Below are 20,127 nucleotides of genomic sequence, written 5' to 3' on the forward strand. Positions count from 1 at the left end.
GACCTCAGCATGCCGTGGGCCAGGCGTCCTCGTGACGGGTGATCGGGTCGGCCCCGACGCCGGCCTTGGGTGGGCAGTCGCGGCAGCGGCCCGGCTCGGTGGCGCGGAAGGCGCGTTCGCAGCCGCCGTCGCAGGTCTGCCAGGGCAGTACGGAGGGTGCGGCGGCCTGAGCCGGGAGGGGCGGGGGCAGTTCGCGGAGCCGGTAGGCCAGGATGCAGGCCGGGCGCGCTCGCAGCGGGGCAGGGAGGCGGGCGGTGAGGTGACCGGTGATCTCCTCGGGGCTGACGCCTTGCGCGAGCCACTGGGTGACCGCAGGGGCGAGCCGGCCGACCTCTCGGCGGGAGAGGAGCAGCCGACGGTCGACGATGCGCAGCGAGGCCAGGATCACGACGGCCCGGGGATCCGGTTCCGTGGCGGCGGGAGGCGGCGAGGGCTCCGGACCGGGCTTCGTGTCCGGCTCGATGTCCGCCTCGGGCTGTGGCTCGGTTTCGGGCTTCCGCGGAGACGGCCCGGACCTGCGAGGACGCGGTGGCGATGGCGGCACCGGAGGCTCGGGCTGATCGCCAACCGGCACGTCGTAGAAGAACGTCCGGGTACGGAGCACGCCGCCGGGACCCCGCTCACGCCGTCGCTCCAGATAGCCGTCCGCCTCCAGTTCCCGCAGGGCCCGGGAGATGAGGATTTCGCCCTCGGTGAAGTGCTCGCACAGTGCGTCGATGCGTACGGGTGCGCCGTCCGGCAGCGAGAGGATGTAGGCCGCGACACCGACTGTGACCGCGCTTCCGCGGCGCTGCGCAAGGGCGTTGGCGATCACGGTGAAGTCGGCGGTGAGCCGGGTTCGGACGTGGATCACACCGGAGGTCGGTGCTCCGGCGGGGGCGCGCAGGGGCGCGTTAGACTGCCGTTCAGCCATCGGGAAGCGTGCTTCTTCCTGATCGGTGAGGCCCTCGATCAGGATTGCCGTCCTGGCCGGGGGCCGTCATATGTCTGGGGTTGTTGCGGCGAACGTAACCGCCAACTTCCTGCCCCCGCAAGCCAGTCACCCTTCCGGGTGACGAGCGGGAGGGGAGGGAGGGCAGGTGGTTCTTTACCCCAGGTTCTTTGGGGGAGTTCGTGGCTCGCCGGACCCTGGCGCGCGAGGTTTCGGCGGCTCAGGGAGGCCGCAGCGGGAGCCGGTTCCCGGCCGGCTCAGTGCCGGTCGGCGGTCTTCAACCGGTCTATGAACGAGGCCCAGCAGGCTGCCGAGAGGACCAGCGCCGGACCGTGCGGGGCCTTGCTGTCACGGACGGGCACGACGCCGGGGAATCCGTCCGCCACCTCGACGCAGTTTCCCCCCTCCTGATTGCTGTAGCTGCTGCTGCGCCACGCGGCGCCGTTCAGATCGGGACGGGACATTTGCTGCACGGTAGTTGCCCTCCATCACGGACCGGATCATGTCGAGCGACATGAGCGGGGGCAGCGCGGCCGCCCGCAGCCGATCGTAAGTCAGGGTGAATCCGTTGACCTCGGGCGGATCCTCGACAAGCTGGCCGTAATGTGCGCCCTCCGTGTAGGCCACCCTGGTGCCGTCGGGCAGGGACAGCACGGTCAAGGAGCCGCCGAGCGCGTCGTGCGCGCCCTGGTCGAACGGCAGCACCTGCACGATGATGTGACGCTCCTCGGCCGCGTCCAGCAGCCGCGCCAACTGCCTGCGCATCACGCCTGGTCCGCCGACCGGACGATGGATCACCGACTCGTCGAGCACCACCCAGAGTTCCGGGCGATCGGGAGCGTGCAGCCGTTCCTGCCGGGCGAGCCGCGCGGTCACGCGTTCTTCCAACTGCTGCTCGCCGGTGAGCGAGCGGCCGACGCTGAGCAGGGCGCGTGCGTACTCCTCCGTCTGCAAGAGGCCAGGCACCACATGCGCCGCGAACTCGCCGATGGCCACGGCTCGCGCCGAGTGCGCCATGAACGCCCGTGACCAGTCGGGGAATGCCTCCCGGTAGACGTAGGGCCACAGGTCGACCAGCAGGTTGTCCGCCCCGAGGGCCGCGTCGAGCGCGCGAGCCAGCTCCAGTGTCGGTTTCGCGCCGGACGAGCGCTCGATCTGGGTGATCCGGGTGCTCACCACATGCGTTCTGGCGCCCAGTTCGGCCTGGGTCAGCCCGGCGGCCGTACGGAGTCTGCGGACACGTGAGCCGAAGAGTGCGGCCATCGACTCCTCGGGCTGAATTCCTTTGGCCATGGGCTCACTTCCGTTCCTTACCGCTTGCGATGTAAGGCGTCGTCACCTTCCGAGCGTAGGCGCGGCGGACGATTCTTGAGCACGGAATGTTACGACCCGTACACGCTGTGGGCACTGTGGGTCGTGTGAAGGATCGACGGACTGGGATGGACGGCACGTGCTGAAGACCATGGCCATGTCGGGCGACGGCCCGGAGCGCGAGACGGAATCGACCGTAGGGGTGCTCGGACAGGAGGCCCACGACGCCGGGGTCGAAGAGCGCACGTTCGCCGCGCAGTTCACCTCGTCGGCCCGGGGGGCCCAACTCGCCAGACGGCTGGCGGTGCGGCGCCTGGAGCACTGGGGGCATCCGCCCACGTCGGACCTCTCGGGCACCGTGGCCCTGCTGATCGCTGAGCTCGCCGCCAACGCGGTACGCCACGGCCGCGTCCCCGGGCGTGAGTTCCACCTCCGCCTCGAGGCGCGGCCGTGCCTGATCCGTATCGAGGTCTCGGACGCTTCCCCGGACCGGCCCCCGACCGGTCCGCCCGAGCCTTCTCCCGACGACGAGTCGGGCCGCGGCCTGCTCCTCGTGGACGTGTTGGCCAGTCGCTGGGGTGCGACGCCCCGCGTGCCCATCGGCAAGACGGTTTGGGCCGAGGTGGCGATGGCCTCGCGCCCTGAGGGCTGATGCCCCGTGGGCTACCCCGGTTACCGCGGTTACCGCACCAGTTTTGTCTCCTTGTGCAAGCCCGCCTTGTCGACGCCCGGATGCAGGGTGACGCTCCCGTCCCGCCAGCGGACCAGGACGTCGTTGCGCGTGGTGTCGGGGCCGATGGCTCCCGCGGTCACGACGTCTGCGCGGGACCAGGGGGACTTCGACGGACGGATCTTGATCTCGCCGTGCAGGCCGGCGAAGTCCACACCCGGGTGGATGGTCGTTTCACCGTCCGCCCAGCGGACCAGCAGGTCGTCGGACTTCCTGCCGGTGAACTGACCCGAGGTGATCTGTGTGGCGTACGGCCAGGTCTTGTTGGGCTTCGCCAGGAAGGTGCCCTTGCTCACCGCTTTGGTGTCGACGTCCGCGTACATGCCGACGGAGCCGTTCGCCCAGACGACGACCAGGTCGTCCCGCAGCGCACCGGGGGTGTGCCGGCCGACGCTGATCAGCCTGGCGTTCTGCCAGTTCTTGTGCTTGGCCAAGGTCTTCTCGTCGTGGAAGCCCGTCCTGTCGACATGCCGATACTCGCTCAGCTCACCGTCGCTCCAGCGCACGACGAGCCCGTCGGTACCGCTGCCGGTGAACTTTCCACCGGCGATCGCGCGCGCGTTCTTCCACACGCTTCCGGGGGCGGCGAGACGGACGGTGGCGGAGAACGGACGCTGCGGATCCCCGGTGCCGCTGCCCTGGTAGAGATCCACCGAGCCGTCGGCCCAGACCGCGATCAGGTCGCCGCTTCCCTCGCCGGTGAACTCCCCCGTGGTCAGTAGCCTGGCGTTCTGCCACTGTTCCCAGCCGCCCATGGCGAAGGGCAGCGTCGGCTGGAGGTAGGGGCCGAAGTCGCTGTGACGGCCGTTGTCGGCATCGTCGTACAGCTGGAAGAAGCGGTCGGTGTACACGGGGCTGTAGGAGATGCGGTTGTACGCGGGGTGGGTGGTGGGCACGCCCGGCCCGCCGCCGTTCCAGCCGCCCACATTGCCGATGATCTCGCCGGTGCCCCTGGCACGGTCGAGGGTGGAGAAGAACGGTCCGCCGGACACGCCGTCCCACATGCCGGCGCAGTCGATCCGCATCTGGTTGTAGCCCGGCAGGGCCTGGGTCCGGCTGGTGCACTGGACGGGCCGGTCCTGCGGGTTACGCCCGACATTGGGGTACCCGACGGTGGTGACGGCGTTCTCCGGTGTGGCGGGGCGGGCGAGGGTGCTGCCGCCGACGGCGTCCTGGAGGTTCGTGGTGCCGTTGGGCTTGACCCGGGCGAAGGCGTAGTCGAGGTCGGACTCCGGGCCCCTGCTGTTCTTCACGTACCGCTTGTCGGCGAACCATTCGTCAACGGGCCAGATGCCGTAGGGCTGTTGCTTGAGCGTCCTGGACGAGTCGTACTTCGGGACGAAGACCGCTTGGGTGTTGAGGCAGTGGCCTGCCGTCAGGATCAGGTTGCGTCCCTTGCTCTGCACCGTGCTGGCGGAGCAGTAGTGCGCCCGCATGTCGGAGCCGACGGTGAAGAGCATGCCGACGGAGGGGATGCCCGCGAACTGCTGCCCCACGTCCGCTCTGGCGCGTGGCGACGCACTGCGCCCCGGCAGGCCGACGCCGGGCAGGGCGGCGCCGGGTCGGCCGGAAGGATCGGTGGCGGACGCGATGCGCTCCGGCGTCCAGAACCGCAGCGCTTCGGCCACCGACCAGGCGCCGTCGCTCGGCTGCCCGGGCGCTGGGCTCGTGGGTACGGGCGATGGCCGGTCGGCCGCCAGCGAGACGGTGCTCGTGGCAACGGTGGCCAGAGCGCAGCACGCCAGGGAGACGGTGAGGCGGGCCACGAGAGCTTTACGCAACAGGGAACTCCGTTGGAGAGGGGGTGCCGTACGGCGGTGCGGCGGCGGGGTGGACAACGGGTGGTGTGGTGGCGGCCCGTTCCTTCTGTCGGTCACGGGCCGCCACCACTGGACGCGGGTGGCTCAGTCGGCGATCTGGACTTCGCTGTGCAGCCCGGCGCCGTTCACACCGGGATGCAGGGTCAACTTCCCGTCGTTCCAGCGGACAAGGACGTCGTTGGGAACCTTGTTGGCGGTGAAGGCACCAACGGTAAGTACCGTGGCATTGATCCAAGGGGACTTGACGGGGCGGATCTTGGTCTCGCCGTGGAAGCCCTTGGTGTCGACGCCGGGGTAGATGGTCGTCTCGCCGTCCTTCCAGCGGACCAGCAGATCACTGGTCTTGGCGCCCGTGAACTCGCCCGCGCTGATTTGGTCGGCGTACGTCCACGTCTTGTCCGCCTTGGCCAGCTGGACCTCCTTGCGGACACCGTTCGTGTTCAGATCCGCATAGAGCGAGACCGTACCGTTGGCCCACACCACGAGCAGGTCGTCACGGAGGCTGCCGCCGTTGAAGCGGCCCGCGGTCACGAGCTTGGCGTTCTGCCACGCCGCCGTCTTGGCCAGCGTCTTCTCGTTGTGGAAGCCCTGCTGGTCCACGTGCGCGTACTGGGTCACCTCACCATCGACCCAGCGCACCACCAGACCGTCACTGCCACCGGCGGTGAAACTGCCACCGGAGATCGCCTTGGCGTGCTTCCACACACTGCCGGCTTTCGCCAACTCGTACTGCGCCGAGAACGGAACCTTCGCGTCATTGGCCTCGGCACCCTGGTACAGGGTCACCGAACCATCCACCCAGCGCACGAGCAGGTCCATGTGGCGCTTGCCGTTCGCGGAGCCGCCCGTGAAGTATCCGGCGGCCAGGAGGTCGGCCTTCTTCCAGTCGGCGCGGGACAGCAGAGTGCGCAGGGCGGTCTGCCTGATCCAGTCGGCGATGTCGTCGACGCGGGTGCTCACGGCGGCCTTGCGGGTCTCTGCCCCGGACCCGAAACACCCTCCCTGCCAAGAGACGCTGTTGACCGCGGCCAGTTCGACCTTGCCGTCCGCCTCACGCAGCGCCGGGCCGCCGGTGTCACCCTTGCAGACGGCCGCGCCGGCGGACGTGGGCTCGAGGGCGACAGTCGTTCCCCCGGCCGCCTGGACCGTGAAGGCCCCGGCGTGGACCCGGTTGGGCACCCACTCGTCCTTGGTACGGCCGTAGCCGACCGCCTTCAGTTCCTCACCTTCGCGCGGGGCGACCGAACCGATCTGGACCGGCTTCACACCGGTGACCGGTGTCGCGAGGCGCGCCATGACGAGGTCCCGGTCGTCACGCGGGACGAGTTCAACGACGTCGACGACGCTTCCACCCGGGGCCGTGAGGTCGGCACGGCCGATGGTGGCGGTGGTCTTCATCCTGGGTGCGCCGGCCGCCACCTTCGGCTCCTGGGCCGGGTTGTCGGCGAAGCAGCTGGCGGCGGTGATCAGCCACTGCTGGTCGACCAGTGTGCCGGTGCAGCTGCGCTGTCCGTTGCCTATGTCGATTTTCGCGGTGAAGGCGTACTGGCTGTCCTGGGGGCTGTCTCCGACGACCGCGTTCGCGGGAGTAGCGACCAGTGCCCCGGCTGTGACCGCTGCTGCCAGAAATGCTGATACTGAGGTGACGCGTTGCCGAATGCCAGACATGTGCTTTCCTTGCAGATCGGTCGTTGGACGAACGGGAATCGGTTCTGCGCCGAAATTTGCGCTTCGGGAGAAGGTCAGCCGGTTACCTTGAGTTCGACCAGTACGGCCGGGGTGGGATTCTTGATGTCCCCTTCACCGACGGGCTTGTAGTCGTCCTTCGGGACGTCGACGGCGGTGGTCTTTCCGTTGACCGTGAGGCTGGCGCGGACAGCGCGTTCCTCGGTCTGGACGGCGTGGACGTTCTTGACTTCCAGGATGAGATTGCCGGTCTTCCCGATGACGTTGAAGCAGTATCTGCCCTCGTTGTTCTGCCGGGTCCAGATCTGAATCTGGTTCGTGGCGCCGCAGTCCGCGAGCAGGATATGGCCGTCGCCCTTGCGCAGGACAATGCCCTTCTCTGCAAGGATTTTGTCTGCGCCCGGGTACGCGAAGTCCTCGATGGCGTACGGCGGACTGGCGTCGTCACCCATTCCGGCAGCGGCCACCCTGGTCTGAGGGGCGGCGGAGGCGACGGCGAGAGCGGCTCCTCCCACAAGGGCAGTGACAGCGCCGACGACACCGGCGAGCAGTATTCCGCGCGCGCGAAATATCACCTGAGGTTTCCTTCCAGATGGTGCGCGGCGTGTGGAGCTGCCGCGCGAGAAGACCCGTTCCCCCGGGCCTCCACGAAAAGTACCACTCTCCTATTCCGATCCTTCACCAGCATTCGGTCATAACGAATCGATAACGACCGTGCGCTAAAGGCAACGTTTCCCTCGACATTACCGTCCGGTACGGAATTAGTCGCTCCGCTTTATTTGGTGACTCATAGTGCGTTTTTTGTGGGCTATTCTCGGCGGGACTCAATTTCAGCAACCTGCCCGACCATGCGGGTTGCTTCGCACGGGAGAAATGTTGAATAAGTCAGGGGGAAGGTGGGCGCGTGCGGCATCGATACTGTGTGTCAGCGGCGCCCTGGTGCTCTCACTTACCGCAACGCTGCTGGGGTCATCCCCGGCTGCGGCGGATGAGGGCGAAGACCAGATGGTGTTCGGTTCGATTCCGCGCACCGACCGCGGCCGGGCGGTGGAACTGTGGCGGGCCGGGGGGCCAGGAGTGAAAGCCGCGGCGGAGGTCGCGCTGATGGGCACAGACGACGATGTGCGCCAATTCCTGAACAAGGAGAGGGCCATCGTCCAACTGCACGACGAGCAGGTGGCGTTTTCGCAGATGATCTCCGTCAGCGGCCCGGGCGTGCGGGAAGCCGCCCTGACCGCGCTGCGCGGTGACACGACAACTCTTCAGGCATTTCTGAAGGACGGCTGGCAGACTCCGCTTGAGCAGGACGACCGGGTACGCGTCTCACAGATCGTCAGCGCGAACGACAGTCCTGGTGTCGAGGCGGCGGCTCGGGCGGCTCTCGCCGGCGGCTCACAGAAGGTGCGCGATTTCCTTGAGAACGGTCAGTACATAGCGCAGGAAGCCGACGACCGCGTTGCGCTGTCGCAAATCGTGAGCACGGGTGGGCCCGCGGTCAAGGCGGCGGCCAAGGTCGCGGTCGCGGGCTCCATCGAGGACGTGCGCGAGTTCCTGGCCGTGGGACAGTACGTGGCCCAGGCCCGGGACCGCGAGCGTGCGAGCATCAGCCAACTGGTGAAGCAGGCCCAGGTCGCCGGCAAGGCGGCGGAGATCCAGACGCGGGAGGCGAAGGAGGCCTCTGCGCGCGCTGTGGAGGCGTCGAATCTCGCGAAGGAAGCCGCGCTTGAAGCGGCCCGGGAAACCAAGAAGGCGGGCAAGGACTCCAAGACGGCAGCGAACGCCGCGAACCGTGCCGCACGCGCCGCACGGGGAGCCGCAGCCGCAGCGCAGCAGGCCATCAGCGCCGCCCAGGCCGCTAATGCCTCCGCACGCATTGCCGCCGCCGCGGCCTCGCAGGCGGCCAGTGCGGCAGCCGGTGCGGCCGAGGCCGCCTCCCGCGCACAGGGCGCAGCCGCGGCAGCAGCGACGGACGCCGGCGAGGCGGCGAACGCACGGAAGGCAGCCGAGGGTGCCCGGGCCGCGGCCGCGGGGGCCAAGAAGGCAGCTCAGGCCGCCGACCAGGCCGGTCGCGCGGCGACCCAGGCGGGCATCGCGGCGAAGGCCGCCTCGTCCGCCGGCGCCAACGCCGACGCCGCCGCATCGTCGGCCAGTGAGGCCAGCAATCTCGCCGACGCCGCCGGTGCCCACTCCACGGAAGCCGACGCCGCAGCGGCTCAGGCACGCCGCCATGCCCGAGAGGCGACCCGGGCAGCGAACAAAGCCGAAAGCCTGGCCCAGGAGTCAGCAACCGCCGCCTACGAGGCACGGGACGCGGCCAACAGCGCAGCCACCCATGCGGAGAATGCCGCCAAGGCCGCCGACGAGGCCGCCAAGCAGGCGGGAAAGTCCGCCGCGGCCGCCAAGGAGTCCACCGCGCACGCGGCGGAAGCCAAGAAGGCAGCCGATCTCGCGACCAACGCGGTGGCGAAGGCCCGCAAGTTCTTCGACCTCACCCGCAAGGCCGAGGTCGCAGAGCTCCTCACCCGCACCAACGGCGCGATTGAGCAGGCCAAGGACCTCAAGGCGGAGGACGACAAACGCCTCGCCGAGCAGGCTGGGCGGACCAAGCAGGCCAAGGATCTCGTGACCGAAGCCGACCGGCTTGTCACCGAGGCCGACGTTCCCGGCGCCGACGCCTCCCAAGTCGCTCAGAAGGGCCGCCGGATCGCGGTCATCACGATGAAGACCGGTGGTTCCTGGAGCAGCACCGCTGCTCAGGTCGCCCTCGGCGGTTCGGACGAAGCGATCGTCGACTACCTTCGCACTGGCCGGAAAGAAGCGGCGGAGCAGGACGAATACGTCCGCGTCGAACGCCTGGCGGAGGACCCCAAGTCCGCGACGATTCGTGCTGCGGCGCAAAAGGCGCTCCAAGGTGACGCCGCGCAGATCCACGCCTTCCTCGAAACCGGTGCGGACGAGGCTGCGGCGAACGACTACCGGGTTCGTGTCTCGCAGGTTGTCAGCGTTGGCCAGCGCGGGCTGAAGGAGGCGGCGGTCGCCGCTCTCAAGGAGAACGACCCCGGCAAGCTCCGTGAATTCCTGGTCAAGGGGCAGTACATCGCCCGCACCAACGACGAGCGGGTCCAGGTGTCCCAGCTGATCAGCGCCGGCGGTCCCGAACTTGTTGCGGCCGCTCGGATCGCCCTCGAAGGCACGCCGCAGACGCTGCACGAGTTCATCGCCGTCGGCCAGTACCAGGCCAAGCGCAAGGACGCCCTCGCGGCCACCCACATCGCAGACATGCAGCACCTCCTCGCCACGGGCGCGAGCGTCGCAGCCAAGGCACAGGTGAACGCCGCCATAGCCAACAAGGTCGCCGCCACTGCCCGCAAGGCATCCGCCGAAGCCAAGGACTGGGCCAAGAGCGCCGACGCCTCCGCCGGTCAGGCCAAGAAGTACGCCGCGGACGCCGACAGGTCAGCCGACGACGCCGAGTCTTCCGCCGCCCAGGCCAAGGAGTCCGCCAGAACCGCCCGCGCAGCCGAAACCGATGCCCTGAACGCCGCCGACCGTGCACAAACCTCCGCTGCCCGGGCCAGGGAATCCGCATACTGGGCGAGCACCTCCGCCAACGAGGCATGGACGTCGGCCCACGAAGCCCGTGTCTCGGCGGACAAGGCAGGCAAGGACGCGGCCGCTGCGGACAAGGCCTTCAAAGAAGCCAAAGCGATCGTTGTCGTCAAGCAAAAGCAGGAGGCAGCGGCCTGGCGTCAGCAGATGGAGGAGGAAAAGAAGAAGAAAGCCGAGGCGGACAAGCCTGCCGGCAATGAGGACGACAGCTGGATTCCCGGCTGGTTGAGTGACGCCGGCAGTGACATCGCTGATTTCGGCCACGACGTCTACATGGGCGTGGGCGAGGTCTTCTACGGCCTGGTCAGCAATGTCCCGTACGCGGCCGAGTATTTCGGATGGCTCGTCGACAGCGACTGCTGGGACGGTGGTCCCGGCGCTCCGGGGTGTGATTACGGTGAGCAGTTCGACGAATGGATCGCCGGTTACGGTTACGACACCACGAGCGATGCCTACCAGGTTCCCAGCTTCCTCATCGCCCTGTTCTCACACAGGGAAGGGTCGTCACGGAAGAGAAAGCCCAGCGATTGCAATTGCTTCCCCGCGGGCACCGATGTCCTCCTGCCGTACGGCCGCACCAAGGACATCGAGAACGTCCAAGTGGGCGACCGGGTCGTCGCGACCGACCCTGAAACAGGTGAGTCCGGCCCACGACCCGTCACACGACTGATCACCACGGACGACGACAAGCAGTTCAACACACTGTTCATCGCCACCCCGCGGGGCATTGAGTCCCTGACGGCGACCCGCGAGCATCCCTTCTGGTCCCCCTCCCAGCGCCGTTGGGTCGAGGCACAGGGGCTCGAGCCAGGCATGACGCTGCTCACCGAGCAGAGCGAGACCGTCATCCTGACAGGGAACCGTGCCTTCAGTCAGACAGCGCGGACGTACAACCTCACGGTCGCCGGCCTTCATACCTACTTTGTGCTGGCGGGCGCTACACCGGTACTGGTTCACAATGCAGGCTGCACCAAGGCGAAGCCGAAGCTCTCGGACAAGAATCCAATCATCAACAAGGAGCTGCGGGACCAGTACGAGGAAGTTCTGGCCGGACGCGGCACGCCTCGGCCGGGCAGCGGTCCAGGTGGGCTTGACATCTATCAGGCGGACGCCCTCCCCACCCGCCAGAAAGCGCAGTGGAAGGGGTCTGTGATTTACGATGTTCCAGGCACCAACCATCGAGTTCTGAAGAGGCCGGACGGAAAGCTCGGATTCATCTGGAAGCACGATTACAAGAAGCCGCGCCTCTTCCCCGGGCCTTGGTACAAGGACGGTGGCGACGTCCCCGATCTCAAGCCGTAAATTCTGAACCGATGGGCAGGTGCGGCGTGGCGCCGTACCTGCCCGTCTCTCTCTCGTGTTAATTGGAAGTGAGGTCCTGTGAGCAGTCGAGTCCTTGACGGATGCTACTCAATATATTCAGTTGACGACACGCAAGAGTTGTTTGTTGCCGGTGATCTGGTTGACTTCTTCGTCGACTCCGAGGATTCATGGCGAACTTTCCTCGCAGTGAGAAACCGCATGAGTGAGAGTCATGTCCCCCGTGAAGTCGCCGACCTTGAGATCAGAGTCCTCGATTCTCACGGCGAGACGATCGGCTCCTACTCGTTGAGCGATGTGCACCTGACGGAGACTGAATACGACGGTGGCAGCGCTCTGCGACTCTCCGGATACGTATTGGACCTTCCCCATCCACACGCACCCGCAGCCTGGGCGCGGTGGCGTGAAGGAGCCGAACCCGGCCCTAACGCCTGGGTTGATCTCTCCCCGGATGAACGAGATGCCTGGCTCGACTGCGCCCGTCTCCACAGCGACCTGGTGACATTCCCTGCCGATGCCGGGCCGGACTCCTACGGTGGCACCTTCTCATTGGATGGCAGCCACATCACTGATCGGGCCGGTCTCTACTGCGCTTTCGGTGAAGCCCTGCGCGGCCCCGGCGGTTACTTCGGGTCAACCCTGGATGCGCTGAGAGATTGTCTCGGTGGGGGATTTGGCGTGCGTCCACCGTTCACACTGCACTGGCGATCAGTGGATACCGCTCGCACGCATCTCGGCGAAGCGTATGTAGATATGTTTCTGAACGCGCTGCGCTCCGCGAACGTCTCGGTCATCCTCTGAGGGGAGGACCCCACGCCCTGCCGTGCGAACGCATTCATCGCCCAGGCCCGGGGGCAGGACCCACCTGTGCCGCCTCGTTTCGGGGTGCCGCAGGTGGCACCTGCGGCGCCCCTTGAAGTGAGGAGCGTTTGCTGCCTCAGGTGTTGCCTGTGTTACGCCTCAGGACTCGGCTCCGCCGAGCGCGCCCCTGTCGATGCCGGGTGCCGTCGTGGCGAAGGGGGTCTTGGCGGCCGGGGCGGGCAGGGTCCAGTTCACCGCGAGCTGCTTGAGGCCAGGTGTCTCGAGCGACGTGAACTTGCCCCCGCCGTCCGCCGTGGTGTAGCCGCCATTGGGCGAGCACATCAGAGGCCGGTACTTCTTCGGGGTCAGCGGGCACTCGAAGTCGGCCGTCTTGCCATCATGGTTGAGGTCTTTGTTCGGGTGGTCCAGGCCGACCATGTGGCCGATCTCGTGGTTGATGGCGTTGTTGAGAATGGCCGCGTTGGTGGTCTTGTTGCCGCTGAACCAGTCGGGCCTCGACCAGTACTCCGTGTCGATCCACGACCATCCGCCCCACACGCTGTGGTCACCGGTGTTGTAGCAGTGCCACGCGCGGGACATGCCCCGCTTGCCGTCGAACGGGCGGTACTTGGTGCCCAGCGTCAGGACGTGGCGTGGCTGGGCCGCGCACCTTTCGGGGGAGGCCTTGAGGGCCGTCGAGACGTTGAACTTGATGCCGGTCACGGAGGTGAGCTGCGCCGCGGCCTGTTTGGCGGTGGGGCCGAGCTTGGTCCGGGCGTCGGCGCCGGCGAACTGGATCGTGTATCCGGTGCCGTCCCCCGACAGGGAATGGATGCCGGGAAGTGCCTTGCAGCCGTTGCCCGAATAGACCTGGGTGGCCGCGGTGTTGGCGGCGTCGGCAGTGGTGGCGGGAAGGAGCAGGGCGAACGCCGCGCCGGCGGCTATGGCGCTGAGCTTGCGCCTCAGGCCGGTGTATTTCATGAAGGGTCCCCCATGGTCTTCGTTGTGTCCGATGTGCGCGACTCATGGGGGCACTCTCAGGCTCGGCTCAACACACCCGGCCCCCCACCGAGTTGCTCCGGAAAGACCCTACAGGCCAGAGCTTTACACACCGTCAGGGCCTGTACAGAAGGAAGTCCACGGGGGGTCGGCGGGATCGGTCGTCGGGCGGCCCGGCGCGGATGGGATACGCACGGTGTCGCCCGCCAAGGCACAGTTGCGCAAGCCCTACGTCTGGGGCGGCACGGGGCCGCGCGGGTTCGACTGCTCGGGCCCTGTGCCGCCAGCGGTGTCTGGTCCTCAGTCGGGGCGCTTGGCCATGACGACTACACCCGGCCCGCTCTGCTCATCTGCAGGGAGCCGGAGTTCGGCGACCGGGCGCAGCCCGGCCTGCTCGATCAGGTCCACGAGCTGTTCCGGCCGCCATTTGTGCGTCGTCCAACGAACGGGTACTCCTCCGTATGCCTCGGTGCGCACCGCGTCTTCGTCGCCGACGTGTGTTGCGGTGATGAAGTGTCCGCCTGGCTTCAGGGCGCGCGCGAACAGGGCGAGGACCTGAGGCAGGACGTCGCGGGGGAGGTTGAACAGTGACCACCACCCGAGCACGCCGCCAAGGGATGCTTCACCAAGATTGAGATCGGTGGCAGAGGCGACACCGAAGCGGCATTGCGGATGAAGACGGCGTGCGTTCTCGATCATGCGAGGGGAGAGGTCTACCCCGGACACGTCGAGTCCGCGTTCGGCCAGGTAGGCGGTCACCGTTCCGGGTCCGCAGCCGACGTCCAGGACAGGCCCGAGTTCGCCCACGGTGTCGGCGAAGGCGTCGATTGAAGCCTTGAGCCAGGGGTGGGTACGGATGTCGCCGAATCCCGTCGTCAGCACCATGTGGGCGTAGTTGTCGGCCACCCGGTCATAGGACTCACGTACCACGTCGAGATCGGCTGGGCGGTCAATATGGTGTGTGCGCATCAGCCAACGATAGGACTGCACAACGGGCTTGCGGCTGGTACGACGGCCCACAGTTGTCGAGCGAGAGTCGCGGCGATGCGGACGCTGTCGGTCGCATGTCGGTGGCTGTCGGTCCGTGCTAGGCGGCGTGTCGGTGGGGTCTGGAACCTTTCAGGAGATCCTGCCGGTGCCCGTCCGGCAGGCATGCGACAGCAAGGAACCACCATGACCACTGACGTCACGATCATCGGTGCCGGACTCGGCGGCCTTACGCTCGCCCGCGTCCTGCACGTCCACGGCATCCCGGCCACGGTCTACGAGGCGGAGGTCTCTCCGACGGCGCGTGCGCAGGGCGGGATGCTCGACATCCACGAGGACAGCGGACAGCCTGCTTTGCGGTCGGCCGGCCTGATGGACGAGTTCCGTAGCCTCATCCTGGAGGGCCGCCAGTCGATACGGGTTCTCGACCGGGACGGGACCGTCCTGTTCGATCATGCCGACGACGGTACGGGTGGCAACCCCGAGGTGCTGCGCGGCGAGCTGCGGCAGATGCTCCTCGACTCGCTCCCGGCCGGCACCGTCCGGTGGGGCCGCAAGGTCGGCGGTACCCGTGCCCTCGGCGAGGGCCGCCACGAGGTGACCTTCGCCGACGGCACCACCGTCACCACCGGCCTGCTGGTCGGCGCGGACGGCGCGTGGTCCCGAGTCCGGCCACTGCTTTCCAACGCGGCACCCGAGTACATCGGCATGTCGGGCGTCGAGATCTGCCTGTTCGACGCCGACACCCGGCACCCGGCCGGAGCGAAAGCGGTCGGCGGCGGGTCGCTGTTCGCGCTCGCGCCGGGCAAGGGACTCCTGGCTCACCGGGAGAGGGGCGGCACCCTGCACACCTACGTGATGCTCGCCCGGCCGCGGGACTGGTTCGCGAACATCGACTTCACCGATTCCGCCGCGGCCACCGTGCGGATCGCGCGGGAGTTTGACGGCTGGGCACCGGAACTCACCGCGCTGATCGCCGACGGAGACACCGCACCGGCCCTGCGGCCCCTCTACGCCCTGCCCGTCGAGCACCGGTGGGAGCGGGTGCCGGGGGTGACCCTGCTCGGCGACGCCGCCCACCTCTCGCTCCCGAACGGCGAGGGCGCCAACCTGGCCATGTACGACGGCGCCGAACTGGGCAAGGCCCTCGCCGCGCACCCCGAGGACGCCGAGGCCGCGCTCACCGAGTACGAGCAGGCCATGTTCACCCGCAGCGCCGCGGCCGCCACCGAAGGCACCCAGGTCCACGAGATGTTCTACGGAGCAGGCGCACCCCACAGCCTGATCGACATGTTCACCGGCCACGAGCAGACCCCGTGAGACGCCGGGTCGCGTAGCGGACGCAGGGCGCTGGCGGTGGCCTCGACGGGAGGAGCGGTCCGGCAGACACCGCCCGCCGAGCCAGTCGGCTACGCCCCGTACCTCCGGGCCACCACCCGCCAGGACACCTCCAGCAGCACCGCCCCCGCCGCCGCGATCCCCACCGCAATCCACGGCAGGACCGCTCCCACCAGCTTCAGCGCGAAGAAGTCCTGGAGCCACGGCACGATCAGCACGATCAGGAAGCACGCCGCCATCGCCGCCACCAGGCACACCCGCCACCACGTGTATGGCCGGGCGATGATCGCCAGGACCCACATCGAGACCAGGAACAGCGTCAGCGTCGCCGCGCTCGTTTCCGCGTCGAGGGAGCCGGGGCCGCTGTAGTAGGAGCGCGCGAGCAGGTACGTCGCGAACGTCGTCGCCGCCGCGATCACCCCCGCCGGGATCGCGTACCGCATCACCCTGCGTACGAACTCCGGCTTCGCGCGTTCCTTGTTCGGGGCCAGCGCCAGGAAGAATGCCGGTACGCCGATCGTCAGCGTGGACAGCAGCGTCAAGTGCCGTGGCAGGAAGGGGTATTCGACCTGCGAGCAGACCACCAGGATGGCCAGCAGCACGGAGTAGACCGTCTTGGTCAGGAACAGCGTGGCGACCCGCGTGATGTTGCCGATCACCCGGCGCCCCTCCGCCACCACCGACGGCAGCGTCGCGAAGCTGTTGTTGAGGAGCACAATCTGGGCCACCGCCTTGGTCGCCTCCGAGCCCGAGCCCATCGAGACGCCGATGTCCGCGTCCTTCAGGGCGAGCACATCGTTCACCCCGTCGCCCGTCATCGCGACCGTGTGGCCGCGTGACTGCAGCGCGCCGACCATGTCGCGCTTCTGCTGCGGGGTGACCCGGCCGAAGACCGAGTGGGCGTCCAGGGACTCGGCCATCGGGGCCTGTTCGGCAGGCAGTCGGCGTGCGTCGACCGTGTTCTGGGCGCCGGGCAGGCCGAGTTTCCCGGCCACCGCGCCCACGGACACCGCGTTGTCGCCGGAGATGACCTTGGCGTGGACCTTCTGCTCGTCGAAGTAGCGCAGTGTGTCGGCCGCGTCCGGGCGCAGTCGCTGTTCCAGGACGACCAGCGCGGTCGGCCGCGCCCCTGCGGTGACGGACGGGGCGTACAGTTCGCCGGCGGCCCGGGCGAGCAGCAGCACCCGCAGGCCCTGTTCGTTGAGCTGCTCGATCTCCGCGAGAGCCGCGTCTTCCTGCGGCAGCAGCACATCGGGCGCGCCGAGCAGCCAGGTGGAGCTCTCGCCGTTGCCTTCGCTGAAGCTGGCCCCGCTGTACTTGCGCGCGGACGAGAACGGCAGCGACTCCGTGCACCGCCAGTCCTCGCTGTCCGGATACGTGTCGATGATCGCCTTCAGGGAGGCGTTGGGCCGCGGGTCGGACTCGCCCAGTGCGCCGAGCACCTTGCGTACGTACGGCTCGTCCGCACCGCCCAGCGGCCGCAGCTCCGTGACGTCCATGCCGCCTTCGGTCAGCGTGCCGGTCTTGTCGAGGCAGACGACGTCGACCCGCGCCAGGCCCTCGATCGCGGGGAGTTCCTGCACCAGGCACTGTTTGCGACCCAGCCGGATGACCCCGATCGCGAAGGCGACGGACGTCAGCAGCACCAGCCCCTCGGGGATCATCGGCACGATGCCGCCGACGGTCCTGGCCACCGAGTCCTTGAAGTTGTTGTCCTTGACGACCAGCTGGCTGATGACGAGCCCGATCGCGGTCGGGATCATCATCCAGGTCACGTACTTGAGGATCGTGCTGATACCGCTGCGCAGTTCGGAGTGGACGAGCGTGAACCGGGACGCCTCCTCCGCGAGTTGTGCCGCGTACGCCTCCCGCCCCACCTTCGTCGCCGTGAACGCGCCGCCGCCCGCGACCACGAAGGACCCCGACATCACCGGATCCCCGGGATGCTTGATCACTGGGTCGGCCTCACCCGTCAGCAGCGACTCGTCGATCTCCAGGTTGTCCGCCTCCGCCAGCTCGCCGTCCACGACGACCTTGTCGCCGGGGCCGAGTTCGACGAGATCGCCGAGGACGATCTCGGAGGTGGAGACTTCCGCGGCGGTGCCGTCCCGCCGTACCTTCGGCCTGGCCTCGCCGATGAGCGCCAGGGAGTCCAGGGTCTTCTTGGCGCGCAGCTCCTGGATGATGCCGATACCGGTGTTGGCGATGATCACGTAGCCGAAGAGGCTGTCCTGGAACGGCGCGACGCAGAGCATGATCACCCACAGCACGCCGATGATGGCGTTGAAGCGGGTGAAGACGTTGGCGCGGACGATGTCGACGGTGGAGCGCGAGGAGCGGACGGGTATGTCGTTGACCTCGCCGCGCGCCACCCGCTCGGCGACCTCCGCCGTCGTCAGCCCCTCGGCCCGTGGCGCAAGCGCCGACTTCGGCGGCTTTCGGGGGTGTACGGGATCCAGCTCGGCTCCCGCGTCGATGGCGGGGCCGCCCGGCTCGGGGCCGTCCGTGTCGATCCTCGCCCGCTGCGTCATGGTTTCGACGGTACGGCGGGAGGGGCAGGTTCACCCGCCGAGTGCGCGGCAGATCAGACCGGGGTAGGAGGCGAATCGTCCTTCGGCAGTACGGGTGCCGTAGGGGTCACTTGCTTTCGTCGCTCGCGGCGGTGGCGTCCTGCTCGTCCGGGGAGGTCTCCGCGGACTCCGCCTTCGCCCGCTTGAGCGCCGCGTCCCGGCCGCGCACGTACCAGATGCCGATCAGGCCGAGACCGCCGCCGGCCAGGCAGGTCCATACCCACCACATCAGGTCACGGTCGGCGAACCAGTTGTAGAAGGGGATCTGGACGAGGAAGAGGACGAACCAGAGGATCGTTCCGCCGGTGATGGTGGCGACGACGGGCCCCTCAAGGGGCTCGGGTGCCTCGTGCTTGGGGGTCCACTTCGCCATGCGGCCAGTCTAGGTTGCCCCGTACCGGCCCCTCTCACCCCGGTGGGCCTCTGACCTCAGGGGTCTACGCGCGGAGATACCGCAATCCGCCTTATACGTTCATACTGAAGCGGTTTGCGTCCGACTGGTTTTATTCGTAGGAACGTCTAAAATCGGCCAAAAATGATCGACGAGGTCTCGCATGCCCCCCACGGCCACCGCCAAGGTCGACTCCGCGCTCCCGGCCCCGGTGCCCTCCGGGCCCCTCGGCGGCCTGGACCGCTTCTTCAAGATCTCCGAGCGCGGCTCCACGGTCCCCCGCGAGATCCGCGGCGGATTCGCCACGTTCTTCGCGATGGCCTACATCATCGTGCTGAACCCGATCATCCTCGGCAGCGCGAAGGACATGTACGGGCACCAGCTCGACGGCGGCCAGCTGGTCACCGCCACCGTGCTGACCGCGGCCTTCTCCACTCTCCTCATGGGCGTCATCGGCAATGTCCCGATCGCGCTCGCGGCCGGACTCGGCGTGAACACCGTCGTCGCCCTCCAGCTCGCGCCCCGGATGTCCTGGGCGGACGCGATGGGCATGGTCGTCCTCGCCGGTTTCGTCGTGATGCTGCTGGTGGCCACCGGTCTGCGCGAGCGCGTGATGAACGCCGTGCCGCGCAGTCTGCGCAAGGGCATCGCGATCGGCATCGGCCTGTTCATCATGCTGATCGGCCTGGTCGACTCGGGCTTCGTCTCCCGTATCCCGGACGTCGCCAAGACCACCGTCCCGCTCCAGCTGGGCACCGGCGGTCATCTGGACGGCTGGCCGGTCCTCGTCTTCGCCCTCGGCGCGCTGCTCACGCTCGCGCTGATCATCCGCAAGGTGCCGGGCGCGATCCTGATCTCCATCGTCGTGATGACGGTCGTCGCGATGGTCGTCAACGCGGTCGCCACGGTCCCGTCCTGGGGTCTGACCACGCCCACGTGGCCCGGAAATCCGGTCGCGTCCCCCGACTTCGGGCTCGTCGGCCAGGTCAGTCTCTTCGGCGGCTTCGAGAAGGTCGGCTTTCTGACGGGCGCGCTGTTCGTCTTCACCGTGCTGCTGTCCTGCTTCTTCGACGCGATGGGCACCATCCTCGGCGTCGGCGACGAGGCCAAGCTGATGGACAAGGACGGCAACCTCCCCGGCATCAACCGGGTCCTGATCGTCGACGGCATCGCGGTGGCGGCCGGTGGTGTGACCTCGTCGTCCGCCAACACCTGCTTCGTGGAGTCCACGGCAGGCGTCGGCGAGGGAGCCCGTACCGGACTCGCCTCGGTCGTCACGGGCGCGCTGTTCGGGGTGGCGCTGTTCCTCACGCCGCTCGCCACGATGGTCCCCTCCCAGGCGGCGACGCCCGCGCTGCTGGCGGTCGGCTTCCTCATCCTGGCGGGCTCGGTCCGCGACATCGACTGGAACGACTACACCGTCGCCGTCCCGGCCTTCCTGGCGATGGTGATGATGCCGTTCACGTACTCCATCACCAATGGCATCGGCATCGGCTTCATCGCCTTCAGCGTGCTGAGGCTCGCCGCCGGGCGGGGTCGCGAGGTGCCCGTCGCGATGTACGTGGTGTCGGCGGTGTTCGTCTTCTACTACGCGATGCCGGCGCTGGGTCTTACGTAAGCCTCTTCGCTCACGC

15 protein-coding genes are annotated in these 20,127 nt (G+C 68.0%); 5 read left to right on the forward strand and 10 right to left on the reverse strand.

Annotation, left to right across the window (positions count from 1 at the left end):
- Positions 1–4 precede the first annotated feature (4 nt).
- The 3 genes from OOK40_RS16050 to OOK40_RS16060 all read right to left on the reverse strand — a co-directional run bounded on the left by OOK40_RS16050 (position 5) and on the right by OOK40_RS16060 (position 2,194).
- The gene (locus OOK40_RS16050) at positions 5–913 is read right to left on the reverse strand and encodes a hypothetical protein (RefSeq protein ID WP_266481338.1); all 909 of its coding nucleotides are present in this window, start codon (positions 911–913) and stop codon (positions 5–7) included.
- A 275-nt stretch (positions 914–1,188) separates the two neighbouring features.
- Positions 1,189–1,317, reverse strand: a complete 129-nt coding sequence (locus OOK40_RS16055; RefSeq protein ID WP_266481341.1) for a DUF397 domain-containing protein — start codon at positions 1,315–1,317, stop codon at positions 1,189–1,191.
- Entirely contained in the window at positions 1,280–2,194 is a 915-nt protein-coding gene (locus OOK40_RS16060) for a helix-turn-helix transcriptional regulator (protein ID WP_266481778.1), read from the reverse strand. Before OOK40_RS16060 ends, OOK40_RS16055 begins: the two co-directional genes overlap by 38 nt.
- Before the next feature lie 187 nt (positions 2,195–2,381).
- Here OOK40_RS16060 and OOK40_RS16065 point away from each other — a divergent pair, with 187 nt between their 5' ends.
- On the forward strand, positions 2,382–2,894 hold the full coding sequence (locus tag OOK40_RS16065; protein ID WP_266481344.1) for an ATP-binding protein: 513 nt from the start codon (positions 2,382–2,384) through the stop codon (positions 2,892–2,894).
- 29 nt (positions 2,895–2,923) lie between these two features.
- Here the strand turns inward: OOK40_RS16065 and OOK40_RS16070 are convergent, their stop codons facing one another.
- The 3 genes from OOK40_RS16070 to OOK40_RS16080 all read right to left on the reverse strand — a co-directional run bounded on the left by OOK40_RS16070 (position 2,924) and on the right by OOK40_RS16080 (position 7,053).
- A complete protein-coding gene (locus tag OOK40_RS16070) occupies positions 2,924–4,753 on the reverse strand; it encodes a serine protease (protein ID WP_266481347.1) in 1,830 nt (609 codons plus the stop codon).
- Positions 4,754–4,876: 123 nt separating this feature from the next.
- Entirely contained in the window at positions 4,877–6,460 is a 1,584-nt protein-coding gene (locus tag OOK40_RS16075) for a S1 family peptidase (RefSeq protein ID WP_266481350.1), read from the reverse strand.
- 74 nt (positions 6,461–6,534) lie between these two features.
- On the reverse strand, positions 6,535–7,053 hold the full coding sequence (locus OOK40_RS16080) for a hypothetical protein (protein ID WP_266481352.1): 519 nt from the start codon (positions 7,051–7,053) through the stop codon (positions 6,535–6,537).
- A 217-nt stretch (positions 7,054–7,270) separates the two neighbouring features.
- On the opposite strand from OOK40_RS16080, the gene OOK40_RS16085 reads away from it, so the two are divergent.
- Together OOK40_RS16085 and OOK40_RS16090 are read left to right on the forward strand one after the other, a co-directional pair.
- Entirely contained in the window at positions 7,271–11,389 is a 4,119-nt protein-coding gene (locus OOK40_RS16085; protein ID WP_266481355.1) for a polymorphic toxin-type HINT domain-containing protein, read from the forward strand.
- Positions 11,390–11,467: 78 nt separating this feature from the next.
- Positions 11,468–12,208 (forward strand): barstar family protein, encoded by a 741-nt coding sequence (locus OOK40_RS16090; protein WP_266481357.1) that lies wholly within the window; start codon positions 11,468–11,470, stop codon positions 12,206–12,208.
- 159 nt (positions 12,209–12,367) lie between these two features.
- Here OOK40_RS16090 and OOK40_RS16095 read toward each other — a convergent pair whose 3' ends face one another.
- Complete coding sequence (locus OOK40_RS16095) at positions 12,368–13,189, reverse strand: hypothetical protein (protein WP_266481359.1); 822 nt, start codon at positions 13,187–13,189, stop codon at positions 12,368–12,370.
- Positions 13,190–13,507: 318 nt separating this feature from the next.
- Positions 13,508–14,176, reverse strand: a complete 669-nt coding sequence (locus tag OOK40_RS16100; protein ID WP_266481780.1) for a class I SAM-dependent methyltransferase — start codon at positions 14,174–14,176, stop codon at positions 13,508–13,510.
- A gap of 204 nt (positions 14,177–14,380) precedes the next feature.
- Between OOK40_RS16100 and OOK40_RS16105 the strand changes: the two genes are divergently transcribed.
- Positions 14,381–15,514, forward strand: a complete 1,134-nt coding sequence (locus OOK40_RS16105) for an NAD(P)/FAD-dependent oxidoreductase (protein WP_266481361.1) — start codon at positions 14,381–14,383, stop codon at positions 15,512–15,514.
- A gap of 89 nt (positions 15,515–15,603) precedes the next feature.
- Here OOK40_RS16105 and OOK40_RS16110 read toward each other — a convergent pair whose 3' ends face one another.
- The gene (locus OOK40_RS16110; RefSeq protein ID WP_266481363.1) at positions 15,604–18,063 is read right to left on the reverse strand and encodes an HAD-IC family P-type ATPase; all 2,460 of its coding nucleotides are present in this window, start codon (positions 18,061–18,063) and stop codon (positions 15,604–15,606) included.
- Positions 18,064–18,169: 106 nt separating this feature from the next.
- Complete coding sequence (locus tag OOK40_RS16115) at positions 18,170–18,475, reverse strand: DUF2530 domain-containing protein (RefSeq protein ID WP_266481366.1); 306 nt, start codon at positions 18,473–18,475, stop codon at positions 18,170–18,172.
- Positions 18,476–18,656: 181 nt separating this feature from the next.
- Between OOK40_RS16115 and OOK40_RS16120 the strand changes: the two genes are divergently transcribed.
- On the forward strand, positions 18,657–20,111 hold the full coding sequence (locus OOK40_RS16120; RefSeq protein WP_266481368.1) for an NCS2 family permease: 1,455 nt from the start codon (positions 18,657–18,659) through the stop codon (positions 20,109–20,111).
- Positions 20,112–20,127 lie beyond the last annotated feature (16 nt).

It is taken from the genome of Streptomyces sp. NBC_01481 (assembly GCF_026339995.1).
Lineage (GTDB): Bacteria > Actinomycetota > Actinomycetes > Streptomycetales > Streptomycetaceae > Streptomyces.

Bases quoted from the DNA above. Each gene is read 5' to 3' on its own strand.
- OOK40_RS16050 (WP_266481338.1), bottom strand. From the start codon at position 913: ATGGCTGAACGGCAGTCTAACGCGCCCCTGCGCGCCCCCGCCGGAGCA.
- OOK40_RS16060 (WP_266481778.1), bottom strand. From the start codon at position 2,194: ATGGCCGCACTCTTCGGCTCACGTGTCCGCAGACTCCGTACGGCCGCC.
- OOK40_RS16075 (WP_266481350.1), bottom strand. From the start codon at position 6,460: ATGTCTGGCATTCGGCAACGCGTCACCTCAGTATCAGCATTTCTGGCA.
- OOK40_RS16095 (WP_266481359.1), bottom strand. From the start codon at position 13,189: ATGAAATACACCGGCCTGAGGCGCAAGCTCAGCGCCATAGCCGCCGGC.
- OOK40_RS16100 (WP_266481780.1), bottom strand. From the start codon at position 14,176: ATGCGCACACACCATATTGACCGCCCAGCCGATCTCGACGTGGTACGT.
- OOK40_RS16105 (WP_266481361.1), top strand. From the start codon at position 14,381: ATGACCACTGACGTCACGATCATCGGTGCCGGACTCGGCGGCCTTACG.
- OOK40_RS16110 (WP_266481363.1), bottom strand. From the start codon at position 18,063: ATGACGCAGCGGGCGAGGATCGACACGGACGGCCCCGAGCCGGGCGGC.
- OOK40_RS16115 (WP_266481366.1), bottom strand. From the start codon at position 18,475: ATGGCGAAGTGGACCCCCAAGCACGAGGCACCCGAGCCCCTTGAGGGG.
- OOK40_RS16120 (WP_266481368.1), top strand. From the start codon at position 18,657: ATGCCCCCCACGGCCACCGCCAAGGTCGACTCCGCGCTCCCGGCCCCG.